The sequence below is a fragment of the Citrobacter sp. A316 genome (genome assembly GCF_002042945.1).
GTDB lineage: Bacteria > Pseudomonadota > Gammaproteobacteria > Enterobacterales > Enterobacteriaceae > Citrobacter > Citrobacter portucalensis.
Genome location: NZ_MVFZ01000010.1, coordinates 97,050 through 109,028, shown reverse-complemented (window position 1 = coordinate 109,028; position 11,979 = coordinate 97,050). Strand labels below are relative to the sequence as shown.

The following is an 11,979-nucleotide window of genomic DNA, read 5'->3' as shown; positions in this document are numbered from 1 at the left end:
CGAGTTAACGAATCTCAACCATGGCGCGACCGCCACGAGCTTCCACTAACTCACCAATGGCGGTGAGATCGATACCGAACTGCGCCGCTGCCGCTTTCACTTCGGCTTCAGCTTCCGGCGTTACCGCCAACAACAGGCCACCGGACGTTTGCGGATCGCACAGCAGATCGCGTACCGATTGCGGCATTTCACCCATCAGGTGTCCGTAGCTGGCAAAGTTACGTTGGGTACCCCCCGGCACTGCGCCGTGGGCGATGTATTCTTCAACGCCAGGCAGCTTAGGAATATCCTGGTAGACGATTTGCGCCTGAACGCCTGCGCCCTGACACATCTCACTCAGATGCCCTAACAGACCAAAACCGGTCACGTCGGTCATGGCTTTTACACCGTCGATATCGGCGAATGCCGCACCGGCAATGTTCATTCGGCACATCACTTCCGTCGCCAGTCCTTTGTGTTCTTCCTTCAGCAGTGATTTTTTCTCTGCTGTCGTCAGCACGCCAATCCCCAGAGGCTTGGTCAGGAATAACTTACACCCTGCCTCTGCAGTGCTGTTTTTCTTCACACGTTCGGTCGGCACAACGCCGGTTACCGCAAGGCCAAAGATAGGCTCTGGGGCATCAATAGAGTGGCCGCCCGCCAGCGCAATACCCGCCTGACGGCAGGCAAAGCGCCCGCCTTCAGTTACTTCGCGGGCGATTTCCGGCGCCAGCTTATCAAGCGGCCAGCCCAAAATAGCAATTGCCATAATCGGTTTGCCGCCCATAGCGAAAATATCGCTGATGGCGTTAGTCGCGGCGATGCGGCCAAAATCAAACGGATTATCGACAATCGGCATAAAGAAATCGGTGGTGCTGATAACGCTGGTGCCGTTTCCCAGATCGTATACGGCCGCGTCGTCGCGGGTTTCATTACCCACCAGTAAGTTCGGATCAACAAACTTCGCCTGCTCGCTGTGCAGGATGGTTTCCAGCACTTTTGGGGAAATTTTACAACCGCAACCGGCTCCGTGGCTGTATTGCGTTAAACGAATAGCTTGCTCGCTCATGGACATCTCCTGTCATTGCAATCCGGATATGGTAGCGCTCATTCCATGATGTGGTAAGAGTGACTGTCTGAATTCGGGTGTCTTTGCTCAGAATCCAGACAGTTTTGCCGTTGATATCAGAAATAACGGACGAATGCGCCCGGATCGGCAAGGTTAATCGTCGTGGACGCTTTTAACTGCGGTGTGCCCAGATAGAGGAAACCGACAATTTTATCTTGCGGGCGACAGTCGAATGCTTCGCGAACGACCGCACTTTCGGTTAATGCACCACTGCGCCAGATACCGCCAAAGCCCTGGGCAATTGCGGCCATCTGCATCGCCATCACCGCACAACCGGCAGACATTTCTTGTTCCCACAGAGGAACCTTGTCGTTTTCTTCACATTTCGCCACCACGGTAATAATCAGCGGCGCGCGAAACGGTGCGCTGCGCGCTTTTTCCTGGGCTTTCTCATCACTGCCTGCGGCAATCGCGCCTTTTTCAAGCACTGCGCTAAAACGCTCACGCCCTTCACCCTCAATGACAAAAAATTGCCACGGTTGCAGCGTTTTGTGGTCTGGCGCGCGCATTCCCGCCCGCAGAATGTTTTGCAGTTGCTCTCCTGCCGGGGCCGGCTCGACGAGACGAGAGGCGCTACGACGGGTAATCAGTAATTCGAGTGCATCCATTTGCTTAACTCCAACAATGAGATTTGTTCACAAAATTAACACGTGAGCGGATTTTGTTACAGCACAGGCGGTGATTCCTGCTGACAAGTGCCTGTCGGGTCATTACGATAGCCTCATCTTATCGCCTTTCTCCGGGATTTCGGGATGGCGTGTTGTTAATCGGTAGGGAGAATACATGCGAACCCTGTGGCGATTTATTGCCGGATTTTTTAAATGGACATGGCGATTACTTAATTTCGTCCGTGAATTTGTGCTTAACCTGTTCTTCATCTTTTTGGTGCTGGTGGGCGTGGGGATCTGGATGCAAGTCAGCAGCAGCAATACCAGCGAACACGCTGAGCGAGGCGCACTGCTGCTGGATATCTCGGGGGTGATCGTCGACAAACCTTCGAGCACCAGCCGCTTAAGCGTCATTGGTCGTCAGCTGTTTGGCGCCAGTTCCGATCGTCTGCAGGAAAACTCCCTGTTCGATATCGTGAATACCATTCGCCAGGCAAAAGATGATCGCAACATCACCGGCATTGTGATGGATCTGAAAAATTTTGCCGGGGCCGACCAGCCTTCCATGCAGTATATCGGTAAAGCGCTGCGGGAATTCCGCGACAGCGGCAAACCGGTCTTTGCCGTAGGCGATAACTTCAGCCAGGGGCAGTACTACCTCGCCAGTTTCGCCAATAAAATTTATCTCTCTCCGCAGGGTTCCGTTGATCTGCATGGCTTTGCCACCAACGGTTTGTACTACAAGTCCCTGCTCGACAAGCTGAAAGTTTCCACGCACGTATTCCGTGTCGGGACTTATAAGTCTGCCGTAGAGCCGTTTATCCGTGATGATATGTCTCCTGCCGCGCGTGAAGCCGACAGCCGCTGGATCGGCGAGCTGTGGCAGAACTATCTCGACACGGTTGCTGCCAACCGACAGATCCCTGCTCAGCAGGTGTTCCCGGGCGCACAGGCCATGCTGGACGGTTTGACAAAAGTCGATGGTGATACCGCGAAATATGCGCTCGACAACAAACTGGTGGATGCACTGGCCTCCAGCGCCGAAGTCGAAAAAATGCTGACCAAACAGTTTGGCTGGAGCAAAGCGGATAAAAATTATCGCGCTGTCAGCTATTACGATTACTCGCTGAAAACGCCAGCGGATACCGGGGACAGTATTGGCGTCGTCTTCGCGAATGGCGCCATTATGGACGGTGAAGAAACCCCTGGGAATGTGGGCGGTGACACGACTGCCGCGCAGATCCGCGAAGCACGTCTTGATCCGAAAGTGAAAGCAATTGTGCTGCGCGTGAACAGCCCTGGCGGCAGCGTAAGCGCCTCCGAAGTCATTCGCGCTGAGTTGGCTGCGGCAAAAGCGGCAGGCAAACCGGTTGTCGTGTCCATGGGCGGCATGGCGGCATCCGGCGGGTACTGGATCTCCACCCCAGCAAGCTACATTGTGGCGAACCCCAGCACGCTGACCGGTTCAATCGGGATCTTTGGCGTGATCAACACCGTGGAAAACAGTCTGGATTCCATTGGTGTACACACCGACGGCGTGGCGACATCCCCACTGGCGGATATCTCCATCACCAAAGCGTTACCGCCTGAAGTGCAGCAAATGATGCAACTGAGCATCGAGAACGGCTATAAGCGCTTTATCACGCTGGTCGCAGATGCGCGTAAGACAACGCCTGAGCAGATTGACAAAATCGCGCAGGGCCACGTCTGGACCGGCCAGGATGCGAAAGCCAACGGTCTGGTAGACAGTCTGGGTGATTTTGATGACGCCGTGGCAAAAGCGGCTGAGCTGGCCAAACTGAAACAATGGCACATTGAGTATTATCAGGACGAACCGACATTCGTTGATATGGTGATGGACAGCATGTCCGGTTCCGTTCGTGCCATGCTGCCTGAAGCTATCCAGGCGATGCTCCCGGCGCCGCTCGCTTCTGCGGCGAGTACAGTTAAAGCGGAAAGCGATAAGCTGGCCGCGTTTAACGATCCGCAAAACCGTTATGCGTTTTGCCTGACTTGCGCCAACGTTCGCTAACCTGCCAATGCTGCCCCTGTCGGGGCAGCATTTTTTACGCATTCTGATGTCGCGTACTGCGACAATCTCCAGGCGTACTGCCAAACTCCCGACTAAACAAACGAATAAAGTGCGCACAGTCGCTAAATCCCAGACGCAGCGCAATCTCCGTGACGCTCTCTCCAGAATTCATCAGCAACCAGTGGGCATAACGCAAACGCGCACGTCGGATAAACTCTCCCGGCGATTGGGCGAACTCGGCGTTAAACAACCGGGTAAGCTGTCGCGGACTCAGGTTGACTTCAGCGGCCAGCCAACGGGTCGATATGGGCTTTACCAGCCCTTGCTCAATTAAAAAGACCGCTTTGCGTAACCGACTATCGCTCACGTGGGTAAAACCTATCGCTCTGGAGACCGCCACTGATGTGCTGTCTATGCGGTTGGGTACGGACATCTGGAAGATGGCTTTTGTCGCTCTGTCTGGGCCACAGTGGCGGCGAATAAGCTCTGTTGCCAGCCCTATCGTCGAAATGCCGCCAGGACATGTCAGAATCCCTTTTTCCTCATAAAAATCGACCCCGCTACGGGCAGTAAGCTGAGGAAATTGCGTTTTAAAATCATTCTGATGCCAGGGGTGGATCGCCGCCGTCAGCCCATTGAGGAAACCTTCTTGCGCCAGAACAAAGCTGCCCGTACAAATGCCTACCAGCGGAATGTTGAGCTGATGCGCAAGATGCAGATAACGTCGCGAGGCCAGATCGGCTTTCGCCATACTGCGCAGCAAGCCGCCAATCACCACCACATAATCAAATTGTTCCGGTGCAACGAATGCGCTATCCGGCATCATCGCCATTCCTGAACTGCTTAGAACAGGTCGGTCAGGTGTAGCGCTCATCAAACGCCAGGAGCAGCGAATTTTCTGGCTATCATCCCCCATGTCCGCCGCATGACGTAACGCATCGGTCAACCCCGCCAGCGCCAGCAGAGGAAATTCCGGCCACAGGAGAATGCCGACATTCAACTGTGGTCTGCGCGGTGTCTCTGTCTGACTCGCATCGATAGCTGTAATGATGTCTCCATCCGCCCACTCGCCTGGTTGAAAAATTCTCAGGTCTTTCTTCACTTCAGGCTCCATGCGTATTGTCATTAGGACGAAATATGATAACGGCAATCGCTATATCCAAAAAGGAAGGCTGCTACTGTAATCCTGAGGAAGTAAAACAACACTGTACAAACGGGACAAGGCACTGAACATAAATGACATATTGATCGGATGGCAGGTATGCGTCATTTGCACTGTATTTTTTCAGGGGGGACTTTATACTGCGCCTGTTTATGCACAACTTAACCTGTGACGCCCATGCAAAAGAAATCGATTTACGTTGCCTATACCGGCGGTACCATTGGTATGCAGCGCTCAGAACAGGGTTATATTCCTGTGTCCGGCCATCTCCAGCGTCAGCTGGCACTGATGCCTGAATTCCACCGCCCAGAGATGCCAGACTTCACCATCCACGAATACGTCCCGCTGATGGATTCCTCCGACATGACGCCAGAAGACTGGCAGCATATTGCGGAAGACATTAAAGCGCACTACGACGATTACGATGGTTTTGTCATCCTGCACGGTACTGACACCATGGCGTTTACGGCTTCAGCGCTCTCTTTCATGCTGGAGAATCTGGGTAAACCGGTTATTGTGACAGGGTCACAAATCCCATTAGCAGAGCTACGTTCTGACGGACAAATCAATTTGCTGAATGCGTTGTACGTTGCAGCAAATTATCCGATTAATGAAGTTACCCTGTTTTTCAACAATCGACTGTTTCGTGGCAACCGGACCACTAAAGCGCATGCTGATGGTTTTGACGCGTTTGCCTCACCCAACCTTGCACCACTGCTGGAAGCCGGGATCCATATCCGTCGGCTGGGAACACCGCCCGCCCCCCACGGCACAGGTGAGTTGATTGTTCACCTCATTACTCCACAACCGATTGGCGTGGTCACCATTTATCCAGGGATCTCCGCTGATGTAGTACGCAACTTCCTGCGCCAGCCTGTAAAAGCATTAATTTTGCGCTCCTACGGCGTGGGCAATGCGCCGCAGAATAAAGAGTTCCTGAAAGAACTTGAAGATGCGAGCTCGCGTGGCATTGTGGTGGTGAACCTTACGCAGTGTATGTCCGGCAAGGTGAACATGGGGGGCTATGCAACAGGTAATGCCCTGGCACATGCTGGCGTGATTGGCGGCGCGGATATGACCGTCGAAGCCACACTTACCAAACTGCACTATTTGCTGAGTCAGGGACTGGATACGCAGACAATTCGTGAAGCAATGACGCAAAATCTGCGTGGTGAGCTCACGCCTGACGATTAAAGGAGTCTATGCCCATGGCCCGAGCCTTACTGTTGGTCGATTTACAAAATGACTTTTGTGCCGGTGGTGCCCTCGCGGTCCCACAAGGTGACAGCACAATCGATATCGCCAACCGCCTGATTGAATGGTGTGCCATACGCGGCGACACGGTCGTTGCCAGTCTGGACTGGCACCCGGCTAATCACGGTAGTTTTGCCAGCCAGCATCAGGTCGAGCCCTACAGCCAGGGACAACTCGATGGCCTGGCGCAGACGTTCTGGCCCAATCATTGCGTACAAAACAGCGAAGGCGCGGCTTTGCATCCGCTGCTGAACCAGCGTGCGATAACTCAAACTTTCACTAAAGGTGAGAACCCGCTGGTCGATAGCTACAGTGCGTTTTTTGATAACGGTCGTCGTCAGGCTACCGCGCTGAATGCATGGCTACTCGAACACCGCATTGCCGAGCTCATCATCATGGGTCTGGCAACCGACTATTGCGTTAAATTCACCGTACTGGATGCACTCGATCTTGGTTACACCGTCAGCGTTATTACCGACGGGTGCCGTGGCGTTAATATTCAACCCCAGGACAGTGCAAACGCCTTTATGGAAATGGCGGCAGCGGGTGCAACGCTGTATACGTTGGACGACTGGCTGGAAACCCAGCCGTAAGCGATGCCGACAGGATCACTCCTGTCGGCGCGTTATCTCAGGCCAGCGCTGAAATCTCTTCCAGCGATACTTTGCGTGTCTCGATGCCAAAACAAAAAAGAATCAGCGCGCATAGCACCAACATTACTCCTAGAACGATAAAGACCGTAACCGAACTATAACGGGTCAACAAAATAGCGACGCCATAGGGCGTAAACACAGCGACAATCCTTCCCACCGCATTCACAAAACCTGATCCTCTCAATCTAAGGTGCGTGGGCCATAGTTCCGGGACATAAACTGCAGAGGCAAAGCAGACATACATATACAGAAAAAAAATCATCACTAACCCGTAACTCAGAATGGCCCACTCTTCAGTTTGAAGCGAATAGAAATATCCGAGCAATGCGATAATAATCAACAAGAATGAGCCAAACAATCGCCGTGGAAAGCGATCGATAATTAACGCGGCAATAAATATCCCAATCGGCGCGCCAATCATAATTATCGCGGTCATAAATATGGATTTCGTTACATCGATTCCCGAATTAACAAATATCGTCGGGATCCATACCGTAATGGTATAGAGCGAAATATTCATTGCGATAAGCACCGTAATCGCCACCAATGTACAGCGCAACATTGGCCCCTTAAACAAGAGCCAAAATGAACCACTTATCGTGCTTAAATCCGCCGACGAGCATTCGTTCCGGCAGGATGGTAAAGTGATGTTTTTTTCTTTCTCAATTTGCGATTCTACCTGCATAAGATGTTTTTCAGCTTCGCTTCTCTGCCCTTTGCCAGCCAGCCAACGTGGGGATTCAATATAGTATTTTCCCGACAGATACCAGGCCAACAGCATTGCTATGCCACCGAGCAGAAACATCACCCGCCAGCTTAAAAGTGCAATAATCACGACGCCAATTGCCGCAGATAGCATTGGAGCCCAGTTGCCAACAAATGACAGACGGGCAGACCATTTCCCACGAACCGCGGGTGGAATGAATTCTGTAAATGAGGCATAGCCCACCATAATTAGCGCCCCCATTCCAATCCCCATCAGACAACGGAAGAAGATAAGCCAGTACATGTTGGGCACAAACGTTGCAACGCAGGCTGAGGCCCCGACGATTAACAAATTGATGCGGAACGCTTTGCGTCGACCGAGATAATCACCAATAAAGCCCCCGGCTAGTGAACCGATAAAGTAGCCGAACATCAGCGCTGAGCTAAACGCGGCATTAAGATAATTGTTTGACCAGCCAGTGCTGACTAGTTTTGCTAATACCACATTCCCGGAATAGCTGAGAAAACCGGTTATTAATAAACTAAAACTAATAATGCCGAAAATACGAAAATGAAAGAGAGATAAAGGTAAACGATCTAATCTTGCACCGATAGGGTCACATTTTTCCATCTGGATGCCTCAAATTCAGCTAAATAGAAAGTATGGCGATCGCGGCAGAAACAATTTTGCCGCGCGATCCATCATCATTAGATTCTTATGGCATTTCCCAGGTGCAAACTAAAATAATATCGACACAACCCTCGTTATAGCTAATAAACGAGTTGAATATTATTCTCTTTGCAAAATGCAATCCACTCTGCACCCGGTGCCTTATTGGTTATTAGGTAATTAATATGGCTAAAGTCCACGAGCCGTACGAAAGCTTTACGATCAAACTTTGAGTGATCAACTAACAGGGCCACCTCAGTCGCCTGGCGGATCATGGTTTTTTTGATTTCCGCTTCCGCTTCATTAGAATCTAGCGCCCCACTCTGCATATCTAAACCTTTGCAGCTCATCACCATGATATCAACATGATAACGGCTGATAATCTCCTTGGTGATTCTTCCCTGCAGTGACAGCGTATTCTTATTCAGCTCACCGCCGGTAGAAACCACGTTAATTTCTGACTGCGCCAGCTCATGGAATGCTTCAGCCGAATTGGTAAGCAATGTCAGATCGTTTCTTTCCTTCAACAGCTTTAATAACTCCATCGCGGTACTGCTGGAGTCGGCAGCCATTGTGGTCTTATTTTTAATAAACGGTAACGCATTACGGGCAATGATCTGCTTTTCTTCGAAGAAAGATTTTGCACGCTTATAAAAATGAATATTGTCGGACAACGCGGTGGTATTGAGCACAGCACCGCCATATGTTCGGGTCAAAAATCCTTCATCTTCCAGTTTTTCAAGATCGCGGCGAATCGTTTCCTCAGTCACCTGAAAGATTGAACTTAAATTAGATACCGCCACTTTTTTATCGTTAGCCACCATTTGCTTAATGGCTTGAATCCTGTCTTTTGCCGCCACGATGACACCTCTGTTTCCTGCAAAGTAATAATAAGACCCTAGTATCTCACAGGCTATGTTTATTTTCAAAAGAACATGTCTGAATCACAGATTTCAATACTCTTTTACACAGAAACAGAGGTCAATTCTATCTGACTTAATTTATATCCAACGCTTCTGCCATTCGTCTCATCAATAATGAATCATCATCTGTCAGGGGAATGGTTAACGCCTCGACGTTCTCGCGAACCTGTTCAGGTGCGGTTGCGCCACTCAGTAAGGTGATCAAATCGCTTTGCTTTAAAATCCACGCCAGAGCTAGTGCGGGGATTGTGCAGCGGTATTTTTCACACAGCGGCTGCCACTGCTCTAGCATATCAATCACCCGCAGCATATTTTCCCGCTGAAACCAGACCTTGTTAGCCCGCGCGCCGCCAGGAACATAATCTCGGGCGATAGTACCGGTCAACAACCCCTGCTCAAGCGGTGAATATACCTGCACGATGATGCCATTCTGCTGGCATAGCGGCAGCAGATCAGCTTCCAGCGCCCGGTCAAGAATGCTGTACTTGGCTTGGATGATATCCAGCTCACCGTGTTTGAGATATTCCCTGATATGCCCAGAATCGACGTTCGCCGCACCAATCGAACGGATTTTCCCCTCTTTTTTCAGTGCGTTCAGCGTGTCTACGGTTTCCGCAATCGGCGTAAAACAGGGTTCGACCGACTGCCAGTGGGTCATATAGATATCAATACTGTCGATACCCAATCTTTGCAGGCTGGCATCAACCTCCTCACGAATAGACTCAGGCGTGAGGTTTTTATACAGCTGGCGATCGCCCACTTTGTTAAACAGGCTGCCTGTTCGCTCCCAGACGATGCCGCATTTGGTTTCAACGACTACCTCACTGCGCGGCAGCTTTTTCAGCGCCTGACCGACAATCACTTCACTGTTGCCAAAGTTGTAGCCTGGCGCAGTATCAATCAGATTGATACCGCAGCGATGCGCCTCAACAATGGTATCAATACAAATCTGCAGATCGAGATCGCCATTCCATGCCGGACCGCCGCCAATGGCCCATGTACCTAATCCCATGCGGGAGAGCGTAATATCCGTACTGCCTAAAGGAATCATTTTCATCTGCCGCTATTACCCTTCATATTCGTCAAGAAGTTGTTCAACCAGCTTTCTGTTCTTCACACCCGTCGTGGCGCCCACGCTCAGTACCGATATTGCCGCCGTTGCATTAGCAAACAGCGCGCAGTCGCGAAGCGGTTTGCCTTCAAGCAGCGCGGAGATAAATCCTGAAGCAAAGTTATCCCCCGCGCCGATGGTGTCGATGGCGGTAATCCCCGACACGGCCGGGACTACCATTTTCATATCGTCACGTTTGATAAAGCAGCCTCTTTTGCCGGTCTTAATCACGACGGTTTTCACGCCACAGTTCAGGAAACTGTCGGCAATCTCATCCAGCGTCTCTTTCCCGGTGAGCAGTTTTGCCTCTTCAAAATTGGGAAACAGATAATCCACGTAGCTCAGCGCTTCACGGATGTCGTCCAGCGTTTCATTCAGTCGCGGTTTAATCATATCCGCGCAGATAATGAGCTTATGCACTTTCGCCTGCGTGAAAATTGCCGTCAGTGCATCGCCATCCAACAACGGGCTATTAAAAATACTCGCCAGCGACAGCAGCTTTGCCTGAGAGAAACGATCAAAATCAACATCGTTTATATTCAGTTTCCATAAGCTGCCGTTACGGTTAGTCACAAAGGTGCGTTCACCATCAGCGGTGACTAAACCCACGTTAATGGAAGTATCAATATCAGCATCCTGCTTTAGGCTTTTAATATCAATATTCTCCCGATGGCAGTGATCGACAATAAAATAACCGGCTGCATCATTACCTAGCCGACTCATTAACGCCGTGCGATGGCCAAGGCGCGAAATAATCGTCGCCTCATTAATCGCGTCGCCTCCCGTGGTCATGGCTATTCGTTCTAATGGATAAGAGTCAACATCAAAGATATTTTTACTCACTGGTTGCAAGGGAATATCAACAATTGCCGCCCCTATACAAATAACCTCGATATTATCCATATTGTCATTCCGCTTTACCGTCAGAGCCAAACAGTTTGATTTTCTCCAGCGCGCGCTCTTTTACCGCTTTGCGAACTTCACGCTCAACGTGCAGGAACGGCTGATTCTGGTTCTCCTGCACCGCCGCCATTGCCGCCTGGCACAGTTCGGTATGAATATTGATTTTCGAAATACCTAATGAAATGGCTTTTTTGATATCCGCATCACTAATGCCGGACGCGCCGTGCAGCACCAGCGGAACGGATACCGCCTCGCGCACGCGTTTGACCACGTCGAAATTCAGTTTCGGTTCAGAGGTGTAGACGCCATGCTGGTTACCAATCGCCACCGCCAGAGAATCGCAGCCGGTACGCTCGACAAATTCTGCCGCCTGGCTCGGGTCTGTATAGTGATAGCCCGCCAGCGCTTCTTCATAAACAGTTTCATTCCCCACGTGCCCCAGCTCCGCTTCAACCGGAATACCCAACGGATGGAAGAAGTCCACCGCCTCTTTAGTCAGGCGAATATTCTCTTCGAAATCAAAGGCGGAGGCATCGCGCATCAACGAATTCATTCCATGGGTCCATGCGTTATGGATAATTTCCATGCTGCGCCCGTGATCCCAATGGGTAATAACCGGCACCGAGGCTTTTTTCGCCATCGAAACCATCATATGTGAAAAATCTTCAAACGAGGTATTACCCACAAAGCCGGTGCCGAATGAAATAATCACCGGCGATTTAGACTCTTCCGCCGCATCAATAACCCCCATTAACATTTCCGCATTCCACACGTTAAAGTGGGCAATCGCATAATGTTTATTCTGAGCATCATTTTCCCAATATTTAATATCTGCCAGCATGGTTGTCTC

General features: G+C 50.9%; 11 protein-coding genes. 3 read left to right on the top strand and 8 right to left on the bottom strand.

Annotated features, from left to right (window positions below; all coding sequences use genetic code 11):
• Positions 1-4 precede the first annotated feature (4 nt).
• Both selD and BZK41_RS13935 read right to left on the bottom strand, forming a co-directional pair.
• A complete protein-coding gene (gene selD / locus BZK41_RS13945; RefSeq protein WP_079938521.1) occupies positions 5-1,048 on the bottom strand; it encodes a selenide, water dikinase SelD in 1,044 nt (347 codons plus the stop codon).
• Between the two features lie 116 nt (positions 1,049-1,164).
• A complete protein-coding gene (locus tag BZK41_RS13935; RefSeq protein ID WP_079938520.1) occupies positions 1,165-1,716 on the bottom strand; it encodes an NAD(P)H nitroreductase in 552 nt (183 codons plus the stop codon).
• Positions 1,717-1,891: 175 nt separating this feature from the next.
• On the opposite strand from BZK41_RS13935, the gene sppA reads away from it, so the two are divergent.
• Positions 1,892-3,748, top strand: coding sequence for a signal peptide peptidase SppA (sppA, locus tag BZK41_RS13930; protein ID WP_008784539.1), 1,857 nt, complete (start codon positions 1,892-1,894; stop codon positions 3,746-3,748).
• A gap of 34 nt (positions 3,749-3,782) precedes the next feature.
• Here sppA and BZK41_RS13925 read toward each other — a convergent pair whose 3' ends face one another.
• Positions 3,783-4,850 carry a helix-turn-helix domain-containing protein gene (locus BZK41_RS13925; protein ID WP_079938580.1) on the bottom strand — a complete coding sequence of 356 codons (1,068 nt, stop codon included), beginning with the start codon at positions 4,848-4,850 and terminating at the stop codon, positions 3,783-3,785.
• Positions 4,851-5,087: 237 nt separating this feature from the next.
• Here BZK41_RS13925 and ansA point away from each other — a divergent pair, with 237 nt between their 5' ends.
• Together ansA and pncA are read left to right on the top strand one after the other, a co-directional pair.
• Positions 5,088-6,104 carry an asparaginase gene (gene ansA / locus BZK41_RS13920; protein ID WP_079938519.1) on the top strand — a complete coding sequence of 339 codons (1,017 nt, stop codon included), beginning with the start codon at positions 5,088-5,090 and terminating at the stop codon, positions 6,102-6,104.
• A gap of 8 nt (positions 6,105-6,112) precedes the next feature.
• Positions 6,113-6,757: a bifunctional nicotinamidase/pyrazinamidase gene (pncA, locus tag BZK41_RS13915; protein ID WP_172313197.1), complete on the top strand. Its 645-nt coding sequence runs from the start codon at positions 6,113-6,115 to the stop codon at positions 6,755-6,757.
• A gap of 37 nt (positions 6,758-6,794) precedes the next feature.
• Here the strand turns inward: pncA and BZK41_RS13910 are convergent, their stop codons facing one another.
• The 5 genes from BZK41_RS13910 to BZK41_RS13890 all read right to left on the bottom strand — a co-directional run bounded on the left by BZK41_RS13910 (position 6,795) and on the right by BZK41_RS13890 (position 11,970).
• A complete protein-coding gene (locus tag BZK41_RS13910; protein ID WP_079938517.1) occupies positions 6,795-8,153 on the bottom strand; it encodes an MFS transporter in 1,359 nt (452 codons plus the stop codon).
• A 140-nt stretch (positions 8,154-8,293) separates the two neighbouring features.
• Positions 8,294-9,052, bottom strand: a complete 759-nt coding sequence (locus BZK41_RS13905; protein WP_079938516.1) for a DeoR/GlpR family DNA-binding transcription regulator — start codon at positions 9,050-9,052, stop codon at positions 8,294-8,296.
• Between the two features lie 136 nt (positions 9,053-9,188).
• Positions 9,189-10,172 carry an aldo/keto reductase gene (locus BZK41_RS13900; RefSeq protein WP_079938515.1) on the bottom strand — a complete coding sequence of 328 codons (984 nt, stop codon included), beginning with the start codon at positions 10,170-10,172 and terminating at the stop codon, positions 9,189-9,191.
• Positions 10,173-10,181: 9 nt separating this feature from the next.
• Positions 10,182-11,129 carry a carbohydrate kinase family protein gene (locus tag BZK41_RS13895; protein ID WP_079938514.1) on the bottom strand — a complete coding sequence of 316 codons (948 nt, stop codon included), beginning with the start codon at positions 11,127-11,129 and terminating at the stop codon, positions 10,182-10,184.
• A gap of 4 nt (positions 11,130-11,133) precedes the next feature.
• Positions 11,134-11,970 carry a ketose-bisphosphate aldolase gene (locus BZK41_RS13890; RefSeq protein WP_079938513.1) on the bottom strand — a complete coding sequence of 279 codons (837 nt, stop codon included), beginning with the start codon at positions 11,968-11,970 and terminating at the stop codon, positions 11,134-11,136.
• Positions 11,971-11,979: the final 9 nt, after the last annotated feature.

Excerpts from the sequence above, each read along its gene's own strand:
- BZK41_RS13900 (WP_079938515.1), bottom strand. The coding sequence starts at position 10,172 with ATGAAAATGATTCCTTTAGGCAGTACGGATATTACGCTCTCCCGCATG.
- BZK41_RS13910 (WP_079938517.1), bottom strand. The coding sequence starts at position 8,153 with ATGGAAAAATGTGACCCTATCGGTGCAAGATTAGATCGTTTACCTTTA.
- pncA (WP_172313197.1), top strand. The coding sequence starts at position 6,113 with ATGCCCATGGCCCGAGCCTTACTGTTGGTCGATTTACAAAATGACTTT.
- selD (WP_079938521.1), bottom strand. The coding sequence starts at position 1,048 with ATGAGCGAGCAAGCTATTCGTTTAACGCAATACAGCCACGGAGCCGGT.
- BZK41_RS13895 (WP_079938514.1), bottom strand. The coding sequence starts at position 11,129 with ATGGATAATATCGAGGTTATTTGTATAGGGGCGGCAATTGTTGATATT.
- BZK41_RS13890 (WP_079938513.1), bottom strand. The coding sequence starts at position 11,970 with ATGCTGGCAGATATTAAATATTGGGAAAATGATGCTCAGAATAAACAT.
- ansA (WP_079938519.1), top strand. The coding sequence starts at position 5,088 with ATGCAAAAGAAATCGATTTACGTTGCCTATACCGGCGGTACCATTGGT.
- sppA (WP_008784539.1), top strand. The coding sequence starts at position 1,892 with ATGCGAACCCTGTGGCGATTTATTGCCGGATTTTTTAAATGGACATGG.
- BZK41_RS13935 (WP_079938520.1), bottom strand. The coding sequence starts at position 1,716 with ATGGATGCACTCGAATTACTGATTACCCGTCGTAGCGCCTCTCGTCTC.